This is a genomic window from Rhodococcus sp. NKCM2511 (assembly GCF_014905595.1).
Classification (GTDB): domain Bacteria; phylum Actinomycetota; class Actinomycetes; order Mycobacteriales; family Mycobacteriaceae; genus Rhodococcoides; species Rhodococcoides fascians.
On record NZ_BNHJ02000003.1, the window covers coordinates 221,675 to 245,484 of the forward strand.

A 23,810-nucleotide genomic window follows, 5' to 3' on the forward strand; every position below is an offset into this window, starting at 1 on the left:
CGATGACGATCGCCAGAGGTCGCGGTGACCGCACGCTGATGCGCGTCAAGCGCGTCGGCAATGCCCCGCTCAACGTGCTCGATCGCGCAGGCGAGCAGATGTCGTTCTATCTGCGGGCCATCGGGTGGATACCCAAGACCGCAGTCCATTACAAGAAGGAGGTTCTCCGCCTGCTGGCGGAGGTCACCTTCGGCAGCGGCGCGCTCGCCGTCATCGGCGGCACCATCGGTGTCATCGTGATGATGTCCGGCTTCACCGGCATCGTCGTCGGTCTGCAGGGTTACGCCGCCCTGGAACAGCTCGGCAGCTCGGTGTTGACCGGCTTCCTGTCCGCCTACGTCAATACCCGTGAAATTGCACCGATCGTGGCCGGGCTTGCACTGTCCGCCACCGTCGGTTGTGGTTTCACCGCCCAGCTCGGCGCGATGCGTATCTCGGAGGAGATCGACGCACTCGAAGTCATGGCAGTGCCCAGCGTGCCGTTCCTCGTCACCACCCGCATGATCGCCGGATTCGTCGCGGTGATCCCGCTCTACATCGTCGGTCTGCTTGCCTCGTACGTCGCTTCCCGCGGAATCAGCACGATCTTCAACGGGCAGTCGTCCGGCTCGTACGACCACTACTTCAACTTGTTCCTACCTCCAGAAGATGTGCTGTATTCCTTCCTCAAGGTGCTCATCTTCGCGTTCGTGCTGATCATGATCCACTGCTACTACGGCTACCACGCCTCCGGCGGACCGGCAGGCGTCGGCGTCGCGGTGGGTCGCGCAGTACGTACGGCGATCGTCACGATCGCGGTACTGGACTTCTTCCTGAGCCTCGCCATCTGGGGCACGACCACCACAGTGAGGGTTGCCGGATGATCGACTCGCCGTCGCGACTGAAGCGAGTACTGCTCGGACTTGCGTTCTTCTTGGTACTCATCCTGTTTCTCGGATGGAGCATCACCTCCTACAACAAGACGTTCAAATCGGTCGTCAACGTCAGCCTCGAAACCGACTCGGTCGGCAACGCTCTGCCGATGAACGCAGATGTGAAGGTGCGCGGCATGATCGTCGGCGAGGTGCGCTCGGCGTCGACCGTCGACGGCGTCGTCACCTCGCAGCTCGCCATCGATCCGGACAAGGCTCCGCTGATCCCGTCGAATGCCACTGCGCGGCTGCTGCCGAAGACCCTGTTCGGCGAGCGCTACGTCTCGCTGATCGTGCCCGAGAACGATTCGGCGTCGCCGATCTCCGACGGCACCGTTCTTCGACAGGACACCAGCGGCAACGCGATCGAGGTCGGGCAGCTGCTCGACGGGTTGCTGCCGTTGCTGCAAGCCATCCCGCCGCAGGACCTCGCCAATACCCTCGGGTCACTGGCGCAGGGCCTGAGCGGACGCGGCGAGCAGCTCGGACAGACCATCGACGACCTCACCGATGTCGTGTCCGGTCTCAACACCGAACTGCCGAACATCCAGCAGACGCTGGTGGGTCTCGCCGACTTCTCCCAGACCTATGCAGACGCGGCACCGGAGCTGATCTCGGCGCTGGACAACCTGCGTACGACGGGTAATACGGTCGTCGAGCGGCAGTCCAGCCTCGAGACGCTCTACGGCTCGCTGACGTCGGCATCGAACACGACCGCCGATTTCTTGCAGGTCAACTCCGAGAATCTGATCGGTCTCGCCTCGAACTCGCGAGAGGCTCTCGATTTGCTGGCCGAGTTCTCGCCGACGTTCGGCTGCACCTTCAGTCAGTTCGCCGAAGGTGCCAGGCGCGGCAAGATCGTCCTCGGTGAGGGCGACGAGTACCCCGGAATCAACGTGTCCGCATCGTTCGTCAACCCGAAGGGCCGTTACTTGCCGAACCAGGACGAGCCACGGCTGTTCGACGACCGCGGAGCCACCTGCTTCGAGCCGGCGGCACCGGGAGAGTTCTTCCCGCAGTACCCGGGAGGTTCGGTCAACGACGGGTCCTACCAGGTACCGACCCGTAATCCCGGCCCGCAGGAGATCCCCGGGCAGGGCCCACCGAAGTCGGCTCAGAGTTCCATCGTTCCCGCTGTCTCCGCGTCTGCACAGCCCGCGAGCTACGAGGGCTCGGACTTCGAGCGTGACACCCTTGCCGTCATTTACGGACAAGCGAGTGGTGTTGCACCAGAGACTGTTCCGTCGTGGGCCGCCGCACTCGGCGCACCGGCATTGAGAGGAGTGGAGGTGACCGTGCCATGAGAGGCCTTCTCGCGCCGATCATCAAGTTGGTCGTGTTCGCCGTGATCACGATCATCGCCACAGCCACCCTGGCCTTCACCATCGCGAACTCGAGCGGTGGTGGTGGTACCAAGTTCTCGGCCATGTTCACCGATGTCACCTCGCTCAACGAGGGTGACGAGATCCGAATTGCCGGCGTTCGCGTCGGGCAGGTCGACAAGATCGAGATCGCCAACGAACGAGAGGCGAAGGTCGACTTCACGCTGAGCAGTCGCGACTGGCTGCCGGCGAGTTCGACGGCCACCATTCGCTTCCGCAACCTGGTCGGTCAGCGCTACATCGCCATCGAGCAGGGTTCGGGCGATCAGGGCAAGAAGATCACCGGGGGAGCGACCATCCCGCTCGAGCGCACCAAGCCCGCAGTGAACCTGACGACTCTGTTCGACGGATTCCGCCCGCTGTTCACCACGCTCAGCGCAGATGACGTCAACAAGCTCTCGTACCAGATCATCCAGGTGTTCCAGGGGGAATCGGGCACCATCAACGAACTGGTCAAGAACACTGCGAGTCTGACCAACACCGTGGCCGACAAGGATCAGGTCATCGGTCAGGTCATCACCAACCTCAACAACGTGCTCGCCACGGTCAACCAGAACGACGGGCAGCTCGACAGCCTCATCGTCAACACTCAGCAGCTCGTGTCGGGCCTGTCGGCCGACCGCGACGTCGTCGGCTCGGCCGTGACCTCGCTGGCCGGACTGACCAACGCCACCGCGGACCTGCTCGAGCCGACACGGCCGTCGATCCAGGGTTCGGTCACAGCGCTGAACACGTTGTCGGAGACCATCAATCGACGCAGCGCCGACGTGGACGCGGTCCTCGGAAATCTGCCGGTCAAGCTCGACAAGCTGATTCGTACGGCTCAGCAGGGATCCTGGTTCACGTTCTACCTCTGCGGTATCGACATCGTCGCCGGACCGGGGTATTCGCCGAACCTGAATTTGCCGACCGGGCTTCCGACCGTCAATCAGCCCCTGTACACGAACTCGGCAGAGCGCTGCAAAGCTGGGGGGATCAAGCAATGACATCTCGACGTAGTCCGGCCACCATCGGGGCACTGGGAATCGCGATCATCCTGCTCGCCACGATGTCGGTCTTCTTCCTCGACCGTCTCCCGATCATCGGTGCAGGTTCGGTGTACACCGCGGAGTTCAGTGAAGCCGCAGGTCTGAAGCCGTCCAACGAAGTCCGTATCGCGGGGGTCAAGGTCGGCAAGGTCACCGACGTGCGGCTCGACGGCGACCGGGTGCTCGTGGACTTCACGGTGCAGGACGCCTGGGTCGGCAACGAGTCGCGAGCGGCCATCGCCATCAAGACTCTGCTGGGGCAGAAGTACCTGGCACTGGATCCGAGTGGCTCGGACACCCTGAGCCCGAAAGATCCGATTCCGTTGGCGCGCACCACCTCTCCGTACGACGTCATCGACGCGTTCTCGGCGGCGGCGTCGACGATCAACGACATCGACACCGACCAGCTCGCCACCAGCATGCGGACGTTGTCCGACGCGTTCTCCGAGACCCCGGCCAACATCAGAGCCTCGCTCGACGGCGTGACTCGGTTGTCGCAGACGGTGGCCAGCCGCGACGAGGAACTCAAGAAGTTGTTCGCAGCCACCGGCGAAACCTCCAAGGTGCTGGCCGACCGCAACGAGCAGTTCAACAAACTGATCACCGATGCGGGTCCACTGCTCGAGGAGCTCAACAATCGGCAGCAGGCCATCTCCCAGCTGCTCACCGGCACACAACGTGTGTCGCAGGAGCTGACCGGTCTGGTCCGTGACAACGAGGCAACCATCAACCCGATGTTGCAACAGCTCAACGGCGTCATCGACATCCTGCAACGCAACAACGACAATCTCGACCGGGCGCTGAAGCTGTACGAGCCGTTCATCCGGCTCTACACCAACGTGACCGGTAACGGCCGATGGCTCGACATCGTTCTGGCCAACCTCACCCCACCCGGAGTTCCGTTGATACCTGGTTACCGCCAGCCCGCGCTCGATACGTTGGCGGGGAACTGATGACAGAGACTCAGGCAGCACCGAGGAACAAGAACAAGCTCGCACTGATCGCGGTCGTCGTGATCGTGGCGCTGGTTCTGGCCGTCGCCGGCTGGTGGCTGTTCACCAGGGCCGGTTCGACCAAGATCACCGCCTACTTCGACAAGTCGATCGGCATCTACTCTGGATCCGAGGTCAGAGTTCTCGGCGTCAAGGTGGGTACCGTCGAATCGGTCACGCCGTTGGGTGAAGACGTCGAGGTCGTCATGCGAGTCGATCGCGGCATCGACATTCCGGCCGACGCGAAGGCCGTCCAGGTCACCCCGTCGCTCGTCGCCGACCGTTACGTCCAGCTCTCGCCCGTCTACACCGGCGGCGACACCATGGCCAGCGGCACCACGATCGGCCGTGATCGCACTGCCACTCCCGTCGAGGTCGACGAGCTGTACAAGTCGATCAACGATCTGTCCACTGCTCTCGGTCCGGACGGCGCGAACAAGGACGGCGCTCTCACCGACCTCGTGAACACCGGTGCGGCGAACCTCGACGGCAACGGGGAAGCGTTGGGCAACAGCATCACTCAGCTCTCGGCTGCCGGCCGTACGTTGAGCGACTCGCGCTCCGATGTCTTCGACACGATCAAGAATCTGCAGACCTTCGTCAGTGCGCTGGCCGTCAACGATCAGCAGGTTCGTAACTTCAACAGTCAGCTCGCCGATCTGACGGGCTTCCTGTCGGGCCAGCGCGAGGACCTGGGAGCCGCCCTGCAGCAGCTCTCGGTGTCCCTCGGTGACGTGGCGACGTTCGTGGCGGACAACCGGACCGAGCTGACCACCGCAGCGAACGGTCTGGTGGTCCCCACTCAGACCCTTGCCGACAACCGTGAGCAGCTCGTGCAAACTCTGACGCTGCTGCCGTTGGCCATCAGCAACCTGGTCAACGCCTACGACGCAGAATCCGGCACGCTGGCCTCGCGTGCCAATCTGCAGAACGAGACCCAGGATCCGCTCGGAACCGTCTGCCGATTGCTCGACCTCGGCAAGTTGGTACCCGGTGACCCGCGTTTCGAGGCGCTCGGTGCGCAGATTCAGCCGATCATCGATCAGTGCGCCAACATCACCACCATGATCCAGGCTCCTCTTGCCGACCAGAATCGGCTTGTGTTGCCGTTCGGGGTTCTCACCAACGACATCGAGCAGAACGTGTCCGTGCCGGGCACCGTGCCGGGCAACGTCTCGCCGAGACTGGGGTCCACCACCATGCCAGGTCTCGAGCAGTCGCTCATCGGGGGAGGACAGTGATGACCTCTGTGAATCGGAATCGAGCTCGCGTGAAACGTTCGTTGACCCTCGGAGCCGGGTTGTGTGTGGTGGCGCTGTCTGCCGGCGCGTGCTCGTCGGCCGGCATCTATGCCATCCCGCTGCCCGGTGGTGCCGACGTCGGCGACAACCCGTTCAATCTGACGGTGCAGTTCGACGATGTGCTGGACCTGGTGCCGCAGTCGACCGTCAAGGTCGACGGTGTCCCCGTCGGTCGCGTCGACTCCATCTCGGTGCCGAACGACGGGTGGACCGCCGATGTCAACGTCATCCTGAACTCCGACGTGGATCTGCCGGCCAACGCGATCGCGTCGGTGCAGCAGACCAACCTGCTCGGTGAGAAGTTCGTGCAGCTCTCCGCACCTCCCGGTGACGAAGAGGCTGCACGTCTGCAGGACGGTGCCACGATCCCGCTCGATCGCACCCGCCACGCAACCGACATCGAGCAGGTACTCGGTGCCCTGTCGCTGCTGCTCAACGGCGGCGGCGTCGGGCAGCTCTCGCCGATCGTCAAAGAGCTGAGCACGGCGTTCGACGGTCGCGAAGGCAAGACCAAAGAGCTTCTGCAGCAGGCCAATACGTTGATCGACGGTCTCAATCAGCAGCGCGACGACATCACCCGCGCCATCGACGGTCTCGACACTCTCAGTGGTCGCGTCAACTCGCAGACCGACAAGATCGACGCAGTTCTCAAAGACCTGCCGATTGCGACGGAAGTTCTCGAGAAGCAGCGCCCGCAGCTCACCGAGATGCTCGGGGCACTCGATCGACTCGGGGCCGTCGGCACCGATGTCATCGATCGCTCCAAGGACGACCTGATCGCAGATCTGCGTGCACTGCGTCCGACGCTGCAGGCCCTGGCCGATTCCGCGGACGACGTCGTCACCTCGCTCGCGGTGATCCCGACACTGCCGTTCGCGGACGGCACCGAGAAGATCATCGAGGGCAACTCGGCCAACCTGTTCCTCTCGCTGGATCTCTCGATCGGTACGGCGCTGCGGAACTTCGGTGTGGGAGAGGGCGATCCGGTCTACATCCAGCCGAAGTACGGCAACACGCTGCCGGTCGTGGATCCGTCGAATCCGTACTACAACGGAAACGGCCCGCGTCCAGGCTGGCCGACGATCTCGCTGCTGCCGTTGCCGCCCATCATTCCGTCGCCGGTTCCCGGACCGGGTGCGCCTGCGGGTGAGGCCGCCGGTGCTGCCGAGCCTGCACCGTTCGACCCGTTGGCTCCCGTGACCGATCTGCTCGAACGATTCGGAGTTGGACAGTGAGATCGAAGCTCGTTCGCTTTCAGTTGGTCGCGTTCGTCGTGGTCGCCCTGCTCGGGCTGATCTACGTCGGTGGCAAGTACGTCCGCCTGGACAACATGCTCGGGTTCGGGCAGTACGAGGTCGCACTCAACCTGGCCGACTCCGGCGGCATCTTCTCCAATGCCGAGGTGACGTACCGCGGTGTGCCGGTCGGAACCGTCGGCGATCTGCAGTTGACGTCGGACGGTGTCCGGGTGGCACTCAAACTCGACAACGGTGGACCCGACATCCCGGCCGACACCAAGGCCGTCGTCGCGAACCGTTCCGCGATCGGCGAGCAGTTCGTCGACCTGCAGCCGCAGTCCGATCAGGGTCCGTTCCTGGTGGACGGTTCGGAGATCGCACAGGCCGACACCGCTACGCCGGTTCCGGTGGAGGACGTGCTCGCGAACACGAACACGTTGGTCAGGTCGGTGCCGCTGGACACGTTGACCAATGTGGTCAACGAGCTCGGTGTCGCGTTCGACGGCAAGGGCAACGACCTGCAGTCTCTGGTCGATTCGCTCGGGAACATCTCCGAGTCGGCCAACGAGGCTCTACCGCAGACTCTGTCGCTGGTTCGTGACGCGGTGCCGGTGCTCGACACACAGTCCGAGCAGTCGGATCTCATCCGCGAATTCAGCACGAGCCTGGATCAGGTGACGGCTCAGCTGAAGTCGAGCGATCCCGATATCCGTCGTCTCATCGATACCGGAACCGCTGCCGGAGACCAGGTCGGTGGTCTCATCACCGACGCAGGCCCGGCGTTGACGACCGATATCAACAATCTGGCCCTGGTCGCGGCTCAGGCCGAGCCGCGGACGGTCGCGCTCCGTCCGTTCCTGACGTTCCTGCCTGCGCTCGGTGCCGGTATCTCGACCATCGTCCCGAACGACGGCACTATCCATCAGGGTCTGTTGCTCGAAACCAACAACCCGCCGCCGTGCACTGTCGGCTACGAGGGCAGCCAGGCCATCTTGGACGAGGAGAAGCGGAAGAATCCGAACTTCGACGAGACTCGGGAGAACTACCCGCTGAACCTCGATGCGAACTGCGCGACGCCGCAGGGCAGCGTCACCGGTGTCCGTAGCGCGAACCGAATCGTGTTCGCCGATCCGGACGTGCCGCAGCCGTGGGACCTCAAGCCCAAGGTCGATCCCGAGAAGCTCAACCTCAATCCCATCGCCACCCAGTTGGCACCGCTCCTCGGCGTTACGCCGAAGTAGCGGGACCGAAGGAACTGCTGCTCAGCACTACTATCGGGCCGAGAGCGGTTCGGCCGGATATTACCGAGTAGTAGGGTGACAGTGTGAACTCGAGCACCGAAACCCTGGAGTCGCCCGCGACTCCAGGGTCAAGCAAAACAGCAAAGATTCTGTTGGCCGTCGTCACGGTGATTGCCGTGGCGGCGCTCGCAGCGGCCGTGTTCTTCGGATACGGCTGGGGCACGGCGCTGTTGAGTGAGAAGCCCACCGCCGACACCCGCGATGCGGCGCTCACCGGCGCTCAGCAGGCTGCGGTCAACCTGAACACTGTGGATGCAGCCAACATCGACCAGTCGTTCGACAACATGAAGTCGTCGATCACCGGTGATCTGATGCTCAACGATCTGGAGCAGACCCGTTCGGGAATCACCGATCAGGTTCGTCAGTCCGGTGCCAAGAGCGAGGCCGAGGTGCTGCACGGCACCCTCACCGAGCTGAGCACCGACGAGAACACCGCAACGGCGCTCGTCGTCATCGCCACGACCACCACCTGGCCCGACCGGGTGGAGCGCAGCAAGCTGACCATGCGGATGGCCATGGAAGACGTAGACGGGGTGTGGAAGACCAACAAGGTCGATCCCATCGGTTCGCGGATCTCTCTCGACAACCCGAACACCAATCCCGTCATTCCGACGGAACCGGGTGGTCCCACCGACCCCAACGCGGTCGACCCCAGTACGGAAGCGACGCCGGCCCCCCAGCCGAACACCGGCGGCAACTGAGTTTGCCGGCAGCGCCGTCGTCCATCTGTACAGAAGTAAGCCTCGAAGGAGTTCTGCAGTGCCTCCCCAGCGTCGCAAGATCGTTCCCCCCACGACCACCAGCAAGGTACGTCGAAAGGTAGCCGGCACCGCCAAGCCGACGTCGGCCGAGACCGACGGACCGGCACCCGAGACCACGGCACCCGACACAACGGCACCCGAGACAGCGGCACCCGACACCACGGCTGCCGAGACAGCCGTCGGCACCACACCCGCGTCGGAGAAGCCCAGACTGGACAAGACAGATCCGGTCGAGACGGATACGGCCACGACAGCCCCGGCCACGACACAGCCGGCCGAGACGCAGCCCGTAGACACGCAGCAGGACAAGTCGCGCCCGTCCAGGGCCGGGCTGAAGAAACCGGTCGCGCCCACCTCGACCTCGACCGAGACGACCGAATCGCCGAAGTCGGCGTCGGGTATCGGGTTCAAGCACGTGATCGCGGTCGCGGTCATCGCCGTGGTTCTCGGTGCTTTCGCAGCCGTCGCTGCATTCAAGCCGTTCGCGACGATCGACAACAAGGCGTGGGTGGATTCTTCGGGGACGCAAGAGGTGACGTCGGCAGCTACCGACGCTCTGCAGACCCTGTACACGTACAAGGCCGAGACGATCGATGCAGATTTCGATGCGGCGCGGGCGGTGCTCAATCAGTCGATGCTCGACGAGTTCAACTCCACCGCCGACACCACCAAATCTGCTGTGGTGCAAACCGATACCGGCACCGAGGCAATGGTCACCGATATCGGCGTCTCGCGACTCGAGGACGACAAGGCCGAACTGATCGCGAACGTCAACATCAGCGCGACTCAGAACGGCGTTGCCTCCGGCAGTGCGGAAGGCCCTCTGACGGTCAACATGGAGAAGATCGACGGCACCTGGAAGTTGTCGGCGATCGACGACCAGTAGACCCCGACCGGTCGATACTTCGGCCCCGTCCGATGCAGCGTCAGCGCTGCTCGGACGGGGCTTTTCGTTGTTTTCACGGTCTCCGTCGGTGTCCCTGGCCAGGTCTACCATCGCGTTTGCGTCCTGGCTTGGGGCGAGCCCTGGTTGTTCGGGACAACCATTCGATGCTCGACGGCCAGGGATGGATCCGATGAAAACGGAGCATGCTGGTCATGACTGACACGACAATCGATGTATCTGTAGTACCCGAGCGGTCGGGTCGCTCGGGATTTGCGGGCAGCGTCAATCCCGAGTTGTACCGACTGCTGACTGCACTGAATCTCGATCGTGAGTACGTCCGCGGCGACGGCACCGTGCTGTTCGATTCTGCGGGCCGTCGGTATCTGGACTTCGCGGGTGCCTACGGGGCGCTGCCGTTCGGGCACGGGCCGACGCCGATCTGGCAGGCGATCAACGATGTTCGGTGCAGCGGCGAGCCCATCTTCGTGCAGCCCTCGGTGCTCACCGCCGCAGGTGAACTGGCCGATCGTCTGGGGAGAATCGCACCCGAGGGATTGACGCGTACGACGTTCGTCAACAGTGGCACCGAAGCGACCGAGGTGGCGCTGAAGATCGCGCGGGCCCATACCGGCCGCCTCGGGGTGTTGACGACCGGGAACAGTTTTCATGGCAAGACGCTGGGGGCGCTGTCGGCGACGGGAAATATCAAGTACCAGAGTGGATTCGGGGCTCCGGTATCGGGATTCGACCACATCGCTTTCGGCGATGCAGAGGCACTAGAGGCGGCTCTGGCGGCTGCGCCGGATCACTATGCGGTGTTCCTCGTCGAGCCGATTCAGGGTGAGGGCGGCGTGGTGTGCCCGCCCGACGGCTACTTGCGGCACGTCCAGGAGATCTGCAACCGCCACGGTGTGTTGCTCGCGCTCGACGAGGTACAGACGGGATTGGGTCGGACCGGCCGGATGTTCGCGGCGGAGCACGAGGGCGTGGTTCCCGACATTCTGACTCTCGCGAAGGCGCTCGGCGGCGGGATCGTGCCGGTGGGCGCGGTGCTGTGCCGCCCGGAGTTGGTGGGGGAGAGTTTCGCTCTTCGCCACACGTCGACGTTCGCGGGCAACGCGTTGGCCGCACGGGTCGGCCTGGCCGTGCTCGAGGAGTTGACCCGAGACGACTGCGCGGTGGTCACCGGAGCTGCCGCGCTCGGACGACAGCTGAAGAACGATCTGGCCGGCCTGGCCGAGAAGTACCCCTCAGTGGTCACCGAGGTACGTGGTCGCGGATTACTGCTGGGCATCGAACTCACCGCGGATGTGAACTTCGTCGGACGGCAGTCGCTGCTCGGTTCGATCGCGGATCAGCACAACCTGTCCGCGGTGATCTGCTCGTATCTGCTCAACGTCGAGGGCATTCGCGTGGCTCCGACTCTGTTCGGCAACAGGGTGATTCGTATCGAACCACCGTTGACGGTCTCGTCGTCGGCATGCTCGCGTCTGGTCGCTGCCCTCGATCGCGCGCTCGGCTACGCGGCCGAAGGGGACATGGACGGATTGTTCGGACATCTGCTCGGGCGTCCGACTGTCGCCACTCCCGCGGCGCTCACGGCATTGCGTCCGGGCCGTACTCCCGACATCGCGGTACGGCCGGGCGATCGACGCTTTGCCTTCATCGCCCATCCTCTCGATCTCGGCTTCTTCGCTGCGTTCGATCCTGCGCTCGAGGTGTTCGACAATGCCGAGAGACAGGACTTGCTGGAGCGATTCGCCGCGTCGACGTCCGAGCTCGATCCGGCCTCGTTCGTCATCGGCAGCGGGCGGGTGTCCGGATTCGGAGACGCCACTGCGCACGGCGACCTGATCGGGCTGCCGTACACCTCCCAGCAGTTGCTGCAGCTGCCGACCGAGCGTGCGCTGGCAGTGGTGGGCGGAGCCGTCGAACTCGCGATCTCGCGCGGGGCAACCGTGGTCGGACTCGGCGGGTACTCGTCGGTGATCACCGGAAACGGGCTGGGTCTCGGTGCGACATCTCGGCCGATCACGACGGGCAACACCTTCACCGCGGCCGCGAGTCTGCGGGCCGTCCGACGTGTATGCCAGGAACGGGGTATCGATGTCGCGCGCGCTCGGGTGACGATTCTCGGTGCGGGTGGGGCGATCGGACGGACCATCGGCAAGCAATTGGCCGGTGAGGTCGGCAGTATCGCGTTGGTGGGCAGGCGCGGCGAGAACTCGGTGATCGCGCCGAAGTTGTGGGCTGCGGCGCAGGAGATGGTGGCGAGTGCCGGTTCGGGTTCGGGTGACCTAGCGGTGGCTGCCGCCGAGGTCGACGGCGACCTCGACGATCTGATCCGTTCGCGACACATCGAATTCTTCACCGATCCTGTTGCTGCTGTGCGTGATTCGCTGATCGTCATCGCGGCGACGTCGGCTCCGCAGTCGTTGATCGATCCGACGGACCTGATGCAGGGTGCCATCGTCTGCGACGTGGCGCAGCCACCGAACATCGGCCGGGACGTCCGCGGTGAACGGCCGGACGTGACGGTGTTCGACGGCGGAATCGTGCGGGTGCCGTCGGGCTCGGACTTCGGTTTGACGTACGGGTTGGCTCCGGGGCTGACGTACGCGTGCATGGCCGAGACGATGCTCATCGCATTGTCGGGCGAATTCGCGCTCCGCAGCATCGGGACCACTCTGGACGGTGAGAATGTCGAACGGTTGGGTGCGCTGGCCGACGTTCACGGCTTCACGCTCGCCGAGGCCACCCGGTGGCGTCAGGACGCTCACTAGGTGACCGGGGCCGGAGGTCGTGAGAGCAGGTGGACCTCCGGTCCCGTCGCGCCGATGCGGGCGGTTCCCCATGGCACAAAGCCCATCGCCGTCCAGAATCCGAGGTTGCCCTCCTTGCAGATTCCGTACAGAGGTCGGCCCTCGCGATCGGTGCGCGCCTGCACGTGGGCCGACAGCGCAGCACCGACCCCGGATCGGTGTGTGGACGGTTCGACGCCGAGGTAGACCCACAGCACAGCGTCGGGGGCGGGGGAGTTCTCGGTCAGGAGCCGATCCATCTCGATGCCGGCCCGGGTGCCGGAACCCATGGCCCACAACAGATGTGGACCGGACACCAGCTGTCGCCACCGCGGTGTCGCGGGGGCGTCGTGTGGATGCCACAGTGACACTCCGACGATGCGGCCGTTCTCGACGGCGAGGTCGGCCCCACCTGCGGGAATGTAGCGGTGGCGGATCAGTGCGGCCATCATGCGCCGCTGTTTGCTCGGGCGGCTGGACGCGTCCGGGAAGAAGTATTCACTGACCGGGTCGTCGTCCTGGAAGGCGCGTGCCATCATCGCGGACATCTCGGCGATGTCTGCTGTGGTGGCCGTTCGGATCTCAATGGGCACGGCTGGTCTCCTCTGCGGGCGAGTGCGGACGTGGTGTGGCCTGCGGTCGCTTTGGGGTGGGGCGCAGCCACCAGTTGGCGTTGCCCATCGACGCGACGAGCGCGGGCACCAGCATCATGCGCACGATGGTGGCGTCGATGACGAGACCGACGATGATGCCGATACCCACGAGCCGCATCATGGCGAGTTCGGACAGCGAGAAGAATGCGGTGACGGTGATGAGCAGTAGCGCGGCGGCCGTGACGACGCGTCCGGTGTGGGCGGCACCGATGCGGACGGCGTCCCGGGTGGTGGCTCCTGAATCGTGTGCTTCGACGATGCGGGAGAGCAGGAAGATCTCGTAGTCGGTCGACAGGCCGAACACCATGGCCATGATGAGGATGCTCATCGTCGACTGCAACGGCCCCGGGGTGACGCCGATCCACTCGGCACCGTGGCGGTCGACGAAGATCCAGGTGAGCACTCCGAAGGTGGCACCGAGGCTTATCGATGCCATCGCAATTGCCTTGACGCTGAGCACGATCGAGCGGAACGCCATCGTCGTCATCACGAACGTGGCGAGAACCATGATGGTCAGCATCCACGGAAGCGTCGCGTAGATGGCGTCCATGCCGTCCTGGCTCTGCGCGGTGCCGCCGCCCACGCGCAGTGTCGTCCCGTTCGGGGCCGGGATCGACCGGATGGAGTCCAGTGTCTCCAGGGCACCTGCCGTGCGATCGGGTGAGCTCATGATGGCGTCGACGACGGTCAGGTTGTCCATGGTTCCGCCGGGGACTGCTGCAACGACACCGAGCGACGCGTCGACCGCTCTGGTCACTTCGGCGACCGCTGCGGGACTCGGTGGGGAGTCGGTGTCGGATTCGACGAGGACGGTGACACCGGTGTTCGCGAGCGGGAATTCGGTGAACAGCTTCTCGGTGGCAATTTTTGCGGACGCGTCGGAGGGGAGGCCCGTGTGGTCGAGATCGCCCAACCGGGCACCGAGAATCGGCGCACTGAGCAGTGCAAGTATCGCGAAGATGGATACGGCGACGAGCACCGGTCTGCGCATGACGCGGTCTGCGACCGTGCCCCAGAACCGCTGGGCGCGGGCGTCGCCTCGGTCGATCGCGCCTGTGCGCCAACTCCACGAGTCGATACGGTGTCCGAGGATCGCGAGCGCTGCGGGCAGCGCGGTCAGTGAGATGACGGCAGCAACGGCCACCGCGGCCATGCCGCCGAAGCCGAGAGATCGAATCATCGACTGCGGGAAGATCAGCATGCCCACGAACCCACATACGAGCAACAGGGCCGAGAACGCCACGGTGCGGCCTGCGGTGAACATCGTGCGACGCACCGCATCTGCCGGGTCTCGGCCGTCGCGTAGTTCCTCACGGAAACGCGTGATGACGAACAGGCTGTAGTCGACGGCCATCCCGAGCCCGACGAGCGAGGCGATATTGGTGGCGAACACCGATACTTCGGTGACCTCGTTCAGTGCTCGCAGTACGGCGAGCGACGCCACGACGCTCATGCCGCCGATGACCAACGGCGTTGCGGCAGCGACGAGTCCGCCGAAGATCAGCAGCAACAGGACGAGCAGAATCGGGAACGTGATGGTCTCGGCCCGCACCAGATCCGCTCGCGCCTGCTCGTTGTAGGCGTCGGCGATGGCCGAGAAGCCGCCGAACTGCACGGTCGCGCCGTCGATCGTCAACTCCGCGCGCAGGTCCCGGTAGGTCTTGACGCGTCGGTCCTCGTCGCCGGTCAGCGTCAGGACCGCGAGTGCGGACCGGCCGTCGAACGATCGCAGACCCGACGCGAACGCGTCCGGCACGGTCCAGTAGGTGATGGGAGCGCGGGCGAGCAGTCCGTCGTCGATGTCGTCGAGCCGACCGAGAACGGTGTTGCCGATGTCGTCGATCGAGCGTCCGTCCGTCGGGGTGTAGACCACCGCGACGTCGGGAACCTTTCGGCCGAAACGCGATTCGACCAACGCGTCCACTTCGGCCGATTCACTGGCCGGGTCGGTGTACCCGCCCAGGCTCAGTTCGTCGACGACACCGATGCCCCACGCACCCGCGGCCAACACGAGCGCGACCACGGTGACCAGTACCCACCGCGCACGTTCGACGACGAAGTCGACCGGTCCGGTGCCGGTGGTCACGACGCACCCGGGGCGCCGACGCCGTCGACGAAGGACGCCAGTGCGGTCAACGCGGCGTCGATCTGTGCGTGCGTGTGTTCGCTCGAGAGGAAGAACCGAAGCCGTTCCTGGCCCACCGGTACCGAGGGATAGGTGATGGCGTTGACGTTGATGCCCTGGTGCAACAGTGCGACGCAGGCCAGTACGGTTCCTTGGGTGTCGCCGATGACGATCGGCAGAATGGACGTGCCCTCGGCGGTCCCGGTGTCGAACCCGTGAGAGCGTGCGCGGGTGAACGCATAGCGGCCGTTCTCGCGCAGGCGTTCGACACGGTCCGGTTCGGCGGTGAGCACGTTCAGCGCCATGTTCGCCGCTGCCACTGCGGACGGCGCGGGTCCGGCGGTGAACATGCTCAATCCCGGTGCGGAGTACTTGAATCCGCGGATCAGCTCGCGGGAGCCGGCCAGGAACCCGCCGACGCTGCCGAGGGCCTTGGACATGGTTCCCATCCACAGGTCGACGGCGTCGCCGGGCAGGTCGTAGAGTTCGCGGATGCCGAGGCCGCGCTGACCCAGTACGCCGAACGCGTGTGCTTCGTCGACCATCACGGCGCAGTCGTAACGCCGGGCCACGGCGATCAACTCGGGGAGTACGGCGACGTCGCCGTCCATGCTGTAGTGGCTTTCGAGGATCACCATCGCGCGTGCGAAACTACCGCGCGACATCTTCAGTATCGCCTCGAGTGCATCGGGGTCGTTGTGACGGAACAACACTCGTCGACACCCTGCCCATTCGGTCCCCGAGACGATGCTGCTGTGGACCAGGGTGTCGCACACTGCCAGGTCACCTTTGCCCAGCAGGTAGCCGACCGCGGCGGCGTTGGTGAGGTACCCGCTTGCGGTGATCACCGTGTCGTCGACGTCGTAGATGCGGGCGAGCGCCGACTCGAACTCCTCGTAGAGCGGAATCTGGCCGCTCACGATGCGGCTGCCGGACACCGAGGTTCCGTAACGATCGATCGCGTCCTTGGCTGCGTCCATGACGCGCCGGTCCGAGCTCAGGCCCAGGTAGTTGAAGCTGCCGAAGTTGATCATGTCGCGGTCGAGCTGTCGGATGGTCGCGCCGGCCGTGCCGTCGTGCGGCAGGTAGAGCGGGTTGGGCACACCGAGTTCCGCGAACATTCGATCGACTCCGTCGAATTGCGCGGTGGTCGCCGCGACGTCGGGATGGTCGGCCAGAGACCCGCTTCGCTGCCCCTTACCGTGCCCTGCGGCGGCAGGTTCGGCGGCTGTGGGTCCACGGCCGATCGACTCGGGGCCGGTGTCCACGTTCACCGTGGAGTACCCGCCGCGGGCGAGCAGCCTGCGAGCGATCTCTCGTGAATCGACGCTCATGGTGCGACCGCTTCCAGAGGTGCGGACGGGGGCACGGTGGATGCGGCGTTACCCGCGGCGGCATTCCTGGTGATGCTCGCAGCGAGTTTCGCTCCGATCGCGGCAAGGCCTTGACCACGCCCGAACTCGAGCACCGACATTTCGAGACCCACGGATTTGCCGACCCGAGCGGCGAATTCGACTGCCATCAGTGAGTCGAGGCCCAGTTCCGGTAACGGTGTCGAGGTGTCGACTGCATCCGGATCGATGCCCATGACGGCAGCGAGCTGCTCGGCCAGAACGAACGTCAGCACGTCCGCGCGTTGGTCCTCGGGCAGCGCGAGTATTTCGGCGTGCAGTGCGGTGACGCCCGACCCGCCGGTGCTCGCTGCGGCGATGTGCGCTGCGAAGCGTGGGATGTGCGCGGACGCGGGGTTGGCGATACCCCATTGTTCCCAGTCGATTCCGACGACGGCCACGTGCGGGAGATCCAGCGTCAGGCATTCGCCCAGATAGCGGGCCGCTGCGTCCATGTCGACATTGCGAAAGCCGAGCATGTCGAGGTAGCGCACCACCTCCTCCGCAGTTTCCGCCATGCCCCCTCCGCTCATCGCGCCCCAACTGACCGTCAATGCCGACTTACCGCGGGCACGCCGGGACCAGGCGAGTGCATCGAGCACGGAGTTGGCGGCGGAATAGGACACCTGCGGGGTGCCACCGCTGAGGCTGCTCATCGAGGAGAACAGGACGAAGATCGCAGGATCGATACCGGAGACGTCGAGTGCGCGATCGAGGTTCAGTGCGCCGGTTACTTTGGGCGCGAACACTTCTCGAACGGACTGTTCGGTGATGTTCGCGACCGGCAGGTTGTCCACCACCCCGGCGGTGTGGAACACCCCGCCGAGCGGTGCGTCGGCGACGGTGCGTCCGATCAGTTCGGCCACTGCGTCGTAGTGCGAGATGTCCACGCGTTCGGCGACCACTCGTACTCCGGCTGCCTCGAACGCGGCGACTCCCGCGATGGCGGTCTCGGTGGTTGCTCCGCTGCGCCCGACGAGTACGAGGTGTCGTGCGCCCTCGGCGACGAGCCAGCGCGCGATCGCCATTCCGAACGCGCCGAATCCGCCGGTGACAATGTAGGCGGCCGTGGGATCGATGCGTACGGTCGGGACCTCGGGCCGGACCGAGGGCATGTCGTCGTCGAAGGACAGTACGACGCGGCCGGTGTGAGTGGAGCGCACGACAGCGTCGAACGCGTCGGCGACGCGAGCGAGCGGGTACGTCGTGTACGGCAGCGGTGTGTACGTGCGGTCCACCAACCCCGCGATGACGGCCTCGGTGACCTGCCGCGCCAGAGCCGGCTTGAACTCGAACATTCGGTCCATGTCGACGGCGAAGAAGGTGAGATTGCGATCGAACGGGGCGAGGTCCAGCACGCCGCCGAAGTAGATGTCGGCTTTCCCCAGCTCGACGATGCGGCCGAATTCCGCTGCCACATGCAGGTTCTGGGCCATGATCTCACCCGGCGAGGAGTTGTAGACGACGTCGACGCCTCGTCCGTCGGTCAGCACACGAATGTCGTCGGCGAAGTTCAGTGATCTGGACGCGAGCACGTGGTGAGCACCGGCCTCGGTTGCGACTGCCCGCCGCTCCTCGGTTCCTGCGGTCGCGATCACCACTGCTCCGAGCCCGCGGGCGACCTGGATTGCGGCCAATCCCAGTCCGCCCGCGGCACCGTGGATCAGGACGGTCTCGCCGGGTCGAACTCGGGCGAGATCGAGTAGGCCGAATCGCGCGCACATCAGCGGCAGGATCGACGAGCACCACCCGAACTCCCAGTCGGACGGTACCTTCGCCGAGCCCCCTTCGTCGGCGTCGAGGGTGACGAAGCGCGCCATGATGTTTCGTGAGCACAAACCGATGTGATCGCCCGGTGCGATGCCGTCCACATTCGGTCCGACGCGAGTCACGACACCGAGTCCGCCGAGCCCGAGTGTCGTGCCGAAGTAGGTACCCGCGAGTTCGCGCTCGGTCAGCACTCCCATGACCTTGAGCGGATCCTTGTAGTTGATGTCGATTGCGCGGACCTGAACCTCGATCTGGCCGGGGCCGGGCTCCATGCGCGCTGTCGCGCGAAAAGCGATATCGGACAACATCTTCGATGCCGGAGCCTCGATCGCGAAGGATGCCTCCCGGTCCAGTAGCGGGGCGGGTGTATCGCGTAGCGCCATGTGGTCACGCAAATTGCTGCGCAGTCTCACCGCCCATCGAGAACCCTGGCGCAGAGCCACCTCGTCGGCATCGTCGCCTGCATAGGGCCCGAACGCGATCGTCTCGGTCACCACCTGCTCGAGGTCGGTGTCGGCTTCGGTGTCCACCAGACGCCACGCCGCAGGGGATTGTTCGTTGCGCAGTGACCGTCGGGCACCGACGAGGCCGGAGTGGGTCAGGTGCGCGCCGGCGGGATCGCCCGGCATGCAGAAGGCCTTCTCGGTCACTATCACCGCGGTGACGGACCCCGGCTCGGAGGCCGGCCCGATCGAGTCGCCGTACAGCGCGTTCTGCACGGTGCGTGCGATGGTGGTCAGGGCGTGCACGGCCGACGCCGGGTCTGCGAACTCGCCGGCGACGGCGACGACGGTGGCGCGGTCGACACCGTCGGCCTCGAGGCCGGTACGCAGGATTCTGGTCAGGTCGGTGGCGTCGAAGGTGTTCTGCGCCAACACCACCGATGTTCGGCGGGCGCGGGCGATGGCCTCGGCGCGCGTGTGTGCTCGGCTGTCGGCTGCGGCGTCGCCCAGCACGACGACCAGAGCGAAGTCGTGATCGGTGTCTGCTGCGGGCATCGGAGCATCGCGGTTGTCCCGCAATTCCCACACCGGTTCGTAGAACAACCGGTCCAGTTCGGTGTGCAGCGACTGCGGCGGCGCAATCGGTTTGAACTCGACGCCGCCCAACGCGACCGCGGCCCGGCCCTCGTCGTCGGTCACCGTGATGTCGGCTCGCATCGGGTCGGTTCCCGTGCGCCGCACCACGACGACGGCATGGTCGGGAATCGGTCCGTACCTGCGGACGGACGCGATGGTGGCCGGAACCACTGCGCCGCTGCGGTCCCCGGCGGCAGCCGACGAACCCAGCGCTGTTCCAGCCAGTGCAGCGGTTCCGGCCAGTGCAGCGACGCATTGCAGCGCGGTGTCCAGTACCGCGGGATGCACCAGGTGGCGGGAGCCGGAGTGACGGCCGGCGTCGATGACAGCGACGACTGTGTCGGGGTCGATTCGGGCGGAGACGATGCCCTGGAAGGCCGGTCCGTAGTGCAACCCGGCCGCGGCGAGCAGCGGATACAGCGCGTCTCCGGTGATCTCGACGGCGGCGTCGGAGATCTCTGCGGCGACGAACGGGGCGTCGAATCGCCCCTCCACGAGGCGGCCCGTGGCGTTGACGGTCCATTGGGTGTCGGCCGCCGACCGCGAGCGCAGCACGAATCTTCTCGTCGAGTCCTCCACCGAGATCCGCAGAACGGGAACGTCGTCGGCGTCGATCACCAGCGGGGCGACGAACTCCACGTTCTCGGCTGCGGCCTCGGGATGTCCGGTCCGCGCGGCCGCGGCGCTCAGTGCGGCGTCGAGGTATGCGGTACCGGGTAGCAGCACGAGGCCGTCGACGACGTGGTCGCGCAACCACGGAAGTTGGGCAACGGCCAGTTCGACGCTCCAGTGGGAACCGGCCGCGTCGGAACGTTCGCCGAGCAGGGGGTAGGTGTCGGGGGCACCGAACCTGTCGAGAATCGAGGATTCGGGCTCGGACCAGCAGCGGGTGCGTTGCCACGGGTATGCGGGCAGCTCCCTGTGTGGCGATACGGCTGCAGAGCCGTCGAAGGAGCCGCTCGCGTACAGACCCTGGATTGCGGCCGTCAGGCTCGATCGGTCGTCCGCCCCACGGACCAGCGTTCCGATCGACGTTCCGGTCTCGCCGGCTCGGATCAGAATTTCTCTGATGTTGCCCGAGAGCACCGGATGGGGGCCGACTTCGAGGAAGACGCGGTGGCCGTCGGCGATGAGAGCGGCCATCGTGTCGGCGAAACGCACCGGGCGTCGAACGTTGTCGCACCAGTAGCTCGAGTTCCATTCTGCGCCGGTGACTCGCTCTGCCGTGACCGTCGAGTACAGCGCGAGACCAGGGACCTGTGCATCTATGGTGTGCAGGGCCGAATCGATCTGCGCCAGAATGGGATCCATGAGGTGGCTGTGGTACGGCACCTCGACGTGCAGCATCTTGGCAAAAACTCCGCTGCCGGTGAGTATCTCGGCGAATGCTGCCAATGTGGTTGTGTCGCCTGCCAACGTGACCGCGGTCGGGCTGTTGATCGCGGCCACCGAGATCTCCGCGGACACGCCGTGCTCCTGGATCCGGGCCATGGCATCGTTCTCGGACAATCCGACGGCCAGCATGCCGCCGGAGCCTGCTGTGGTGGCCTGCAATCGGGCGCGGTGGTAGCTGACGAGCAGGGCGTCGTGCAGGCTCAGTGCTCCGCTGATGTAGGCGGCGCTGACCTCGCCGACGCTGTGTCCGACGACCGTGGTCGGTGCTATACCGAGGGAACCGAGCTCGGCGACGAGAGCGACCTGGACGAGGAAGTTCGCCGGTTGCGCGATCGAGGTATCGGTGACCCGGGATACGTCCTCGTCCCGGGTCAGTTCCTCGATGATCGACCAACCGGCGATGTCGACGAACGCAGCATCGACGAGCCGTGCGACACGGGCGAATTCGCCGTCCGCGAGCAGCAGTTCGCGGGCCATGGCCCACCACTGCGGGCCCATGCCGCTGAAGACGAACACCGGCGCCGCGCTGTGGCCGACGACGGTGTGGGCGGTCGACCCACTGCCGCCCGCGAACGAGACCAGGGCGCCGAGCAAGTCGTCTGCATCGGTGTAGGGGAGTGCGGCCCGGACAGGGTGGTGGGCTCGACGCGACCACGCGGCCGAGGTGAGCGCAGGTAGTTCGTCCGCGCGGCCGGAATCGATCAGATCCTGCACCGTGGTTCCGAATGCCGCGGCGGACGCACGTGCGGCCGTGTCGGTCCGTCCGGAGACGGGGAACAGCCGAAGTTCGACGGTGTCGTTCGCAGGTCCGGTGGCCGGCGCGTCGGGCTGGGCCGGTGCCGCAGACATCACGACGTGCGCGTTGGTACCGCCGTATCCGAAGCCGTTGATGGCCACGTACGGGTCTGCATCGGCGAAGGGTTCCACGGCCACCGGAATGCGAATGTTCAGCTCGTCGAACGGGATTGCCGGATTGAGCGTGTGCAGCCACGCCTGCGGCACGATGGTCCGATGGTGCAGCGTCAATGCCGATTTGATGAGGCCGGCGATGCCCGCGGCCGCTTCCGTATGCCCGATCGCGGCTTTGATGGAACCGACCACCAGCGGGCTCTCGCGTCCGTCGACCACGCCGTAGGCTCCGCCGAGCGCCTCGAGTTCGAGTGGGTCTCCTACTGCGGTTCCCGTGCCGTGCGCTTCGACGTAGCCGACCCGTCCGGGTTCGATTCCTGCTTCCGCGCACACTCGGGTGGCGAGTGCGTGTTGCGAGACGGGATTGGGGACGGGAATGGCGATGGTGCGCCCGTCCTGGTTCACGCCGGAACCTCGAATCACCGAATAGATCCGGTCCCCGTCCGCGATCGCATCCGCCAGGGGGCGGAGCAGCACCATGCCCGCGCCTTCGCCGCGGCCGTATCCGTCGGCGGCGGCGTCGAAGGACTTCGATCGGCCGTCGAACGAGAGAAACCTGCCCTTGCACATCGAGACGAACGTCTCGGGGCGGAACATCGCATTGGCTCCGCCGACCAGGGCCATGGTGCATTCGCCGCGCTCGAGTGCTCGGACGGCCTGGTGGACGGCGACGAGGGACGACGAGCATGCGGTGTCGATCGTCATGGACGGTCCGACGAGATCGAGCGCGAACGAGATGCGGTTGGAGAGCAACGTATGCGAGGAACTGGTGGCGCTGTGCGAATTGATCTGGGCGCGTGCGGAACTGGATGCGCGCAGCCCGGCCGAGTCGTTGGTGAATCCGCCGACGAACACTCCGATCGGTTGCCCGCTGACCCGGCCTGCGTGCCCGGCGTCGTCGAGCGCTTCCCAGGCGACTTCGAGTAGGAGACGTTGCTGAGGGTCGGTCACCGAGGCCTCGCGAGGCGACATTCCGAAGAATTCGGGGTCGAAGTCCCACAGCGACTGGGTCAGGAATCCGCCGCGTCGGGTGTAGGCGCGTCCCGGCGCGTCGGGATTGGGGTCGTAGAAGCGATCGGCGTTCCACCGATCCGCAGGTACTTCGACGATGCCGTCGCCTTTGTCGAGCATGAACTTCCAGAAGCTGGGGCCATCGTGTACCCCGCCTGGGAATCTGCATCCGATTCCGACCACTGCCACCGCGACCATGCTGTCCCCCCGAGAGACAAAGAGTTGTGTTGTGCGAATGCGTTTGTTGCGCAAAAGAAAAGACGCGCGTCGACGAATCGAACCCCCTCGTCGACGACCCCCGTTGCGACAAAGTGAATACAATCAGACCGCGGGCCGGATTTCCATAGCAACCGAGGGGTTGCGTCGATCGGGTCGGTCTGCATGGTCGATCACGGCTCGACCGTTGTCATTGCGAATGAAATATGTTCTTCGCCAGAATCTTTCGTGATTGCCGCGAAAGATCTGGAAGCTCACGCGGAATCGCGGAATCGCGGTCCGCAACTCGGCTCGGGTCGCAGTCGCCAGAGTCCCGATCCACCGAATGTCGATCAGCAGATCCCTCGGTAGCGATTCGTCCGGGTCGCCGTGATCGGCGGGATGAACGGCTGAGGCGAACAGCTCGAGTGAACTGCAGGGCTGATCAGCTTCCGTGTCGGTCGGGAGGGCCGGCAGAAGCGCGTCTGTGCCAGTCGTCACATCGGTCGCCTCGGGCCGGGTCGATGCGCCGGTTTCCCGCGGACCTCTTGACGAAGGGAGGCGCAAGGTTCACTCTTGTCGTCAGGAGCACCCCCTTGCGGTATCGGGCGCACACCTGTTCGAGCCGCCGTGGCGACACGCTTTGCTCGACTCGGTGCGAGAACGGACCTCGGGTGTTAC

15 protein-coding genes are annotated in these 23,810 nt (G+C 65.3%); 10 read left to right on the top strand and 5 right to left on the bottom strand.

The genetic code is table 11. The features are described from left to right. Nucleotides 1-2: 2 nt before the first annotated feature. From JLZ96_RS20575 to JLZ96_RS20620, 10 genes are all read left to right on the top strand, one after another. On the top strand, nucleotides 3-863 hold the full coding sequence (locus JLZ96_RS20575) for an ABC transporter permease (RefSeq protein WP_032365270.1): 861 nt from the start codon (nucleotides 3-5) through the stop codon (nucleotides 861-863). Next, a complete protein-coding gene (locus tag JLZ96_RS20580; RefSeq protein WP_032369724.1) occupies nucleotides 860-2,215 on the top strand; it encodes an MCE family protein in 1,356 nt (451 codons plus the stop codon). The genes JLZ96_RS20575 and JLZ96_RS20580 overlap by 4 nt, the downstream gene beginning before the upstream one ends. Continuing rightward, on the top strand, nucleotides 2,212-3,279 hold the full coding sequence (locus tag JLZ96_RS20585; RefSeq protein ID WP_032365272.1) for an MCE family protein: 1,068 nt from the start codon (nucleotides 2,212-2,214) through the stop codon (nucleotides 3,277-3,279). Before JLZ96_RS20580 ends, JLZ96_RS20585 begins: the two co-directional genes overlap by 4 nt. Beyond that, on the top strand, nucleotides 3,276-4,274 hold the full coding sequence (locus JLZ96_RS20590) for an MCE family protein (RefSeq protein WP_032365273.1): 999 nt from the start codon (nucleotides 3,276-3,278) through the stop codon (nucleotides 4,272-4,274). The genes JLZ96_RS20585 and JLZ96_RS20590 overlap by 4 nt, the downstream gene beginning before the upstream one ends. Then, nucleotides 4,274-5,554, top strand: a complete 1,281-nt coding sequence (locus JLZ96_RS20595; protein ID WP_032381287.1) for an MCE family protein — start codon at nucleotides 4,274-4,276, stop codon at nucleotides 5,552-5,554. The genes JLZ96_RS20590 and JLZ96_RS20595 overlap by 1 nt, the downstream gene beginning before the upstream one ends. A gap of 29 nt (nucleotides 5,555-5,583) precedes the next feature. Continuing rightward, complete coding sequence (locus JLZ96_RS20600) at nucleotides 5,584-6,849, top strand: MCE family protein (RefSeq protein ID WP_094622919.1); 1,266 nt, start codon at nucleotides 5,584-5,586, stop codon at nucleotides 6,847-6,849. Continuing rightward, the gene (locus tag JLZ96_RS20605) at nucleotides 6,846-8,093 is read left to right on the top strand and encodes an MCE family protein (RefSeq protein WP_032365276.1); all 1,248 of its coding nucleotides are present in this window, start codon (nucleotides 6,846-6,848) and stop codon (nucleotides 8,091-8,093) included. The genes JLZ96_RS20600 and JLZ96_RS20605 overlap by 4 nt, the downstream gene beginning before the upstream one ends. Before the next feature lie 83 nt (nucleotides 8,094-8,176). After that, the gene (locus tag JLZ96_RS20610; RefSeq protein ID WP_032365277.1) at nucleotides 8,177-8,854 is read left to right on the top strand and encodes a hypothetical protein; all 678 of its coding nucleotides are present in this window, start codon (nucleotides 8,177-8,179) and stop codon (nucleotides 8,852-8,854) included. Between the two features lie 58 nt (nucleotides 8,855-8,912). Beyond that, on the top strand, nucleotides 8,913-9,800 hold the full coding sequence (locus JLZ96_RS20615) for a hypothetical protein (RefSeq protein WP_201011132.1): 888 nt from the start codon (nucleotides 8,913-8,915) through the stop codon (nucleotides 9,798-9,800). A 212-nt stretch (nucleotides 9,801-10,012) separates the two neighbouring features. Continuing rightward, nucleotides 10,013-12,583, top strand: coding sequence for an aminotransferase class III-fold pyridoxal phosphate-dependent enzyme (locus tag JLZ96_RS20620; RefSeq protein WP_236254187.1), 2,571 nt, complete (start codon nucleotides 10,013-10,015; stop codon nucleotides 12,581-12,583). Here the strand turns inward: JLZ96_RS20620 and JLZ96_RS20625 are convergent. The 5 genes from JLZ96_RS20625 to JLZ96_RS20645 form a co-directional block, all read right to left on the bottom strand. Next, on the bottom strand, nucleotides 12,580-13,194 hold the full coding sequence (locus JLZ96_RS20625) for a GNAT family N-acetyltransferase (RefSeq protein WP_236254188.1): 615 nt from the start codon (nucleotides 13,192-13,194) through the stop codon (nucleotides 12,580-12,582). The two genes, JLZ96_RS20620 and JLZ96_RS20625, sit on opposite strands and share 4 nt — an antisense overlap. Further along, nucleotides 13,184-15,340: an MMPL family transporter gene (locus JLZ96_RS20630; RefSeq protein ID WP_201011134.1), complete on the bottom strand. Its 2,157-nt coding sequence runs from the start codon at nucleotides 15,338-15,340 to the stop codon at nucleotides 13,184-13,186. Before JLZ96_RS20630 ends, JLZ96_RS20625 begins: the two co-directional genes overlap by 11 nt. Then, nucleotides 15,337-16,713 carry an aminotransferase class I/II-fold pyridoxal phosphate-dependent enzyme gene (locus JLZ96_RS20635; RefSeq protein WP_032369719.1) on the bottom strand — a complete coding sequence of 459 codons (1,377 nt, stop codon included), beginning with the start codon at nucleotides 16,711-16,713 and terminating at the stop codon, nucleotides 15,337-15,339. The genes JLZ96_RS20630 and JLZ96_RS20635 overlap by 4 nt, the downstream gene beginning before the upstream one ends. Beyond that, entirely contained in the window at nucleotides 16,710-23,132 is a 6,423-nt protein-coding gene (locus JLZ96_RS20640; protein ID WP_201011135.1) for a type I polyketide synthase, read from the bottom strand. The genes JLZ96_RS20635 and JLZ96_RS20640 overlap by 4 nt, the downstream gene beginning before the upstream one ends. 123 nt (nucleotides 23,133-23,255) lie before the next feature. Beyond that, entirely contained in the window at nucleotides 23,256-23,630 is a 375-nt protein-coding gene (locus tag JLZ96_RS20645) for a hypothetical protein (RefSeq protein ID WP_201011136.1), read from the bottom strand. Nucleotides 23,631-23,810: the final 180 nt, after the last annotated feature.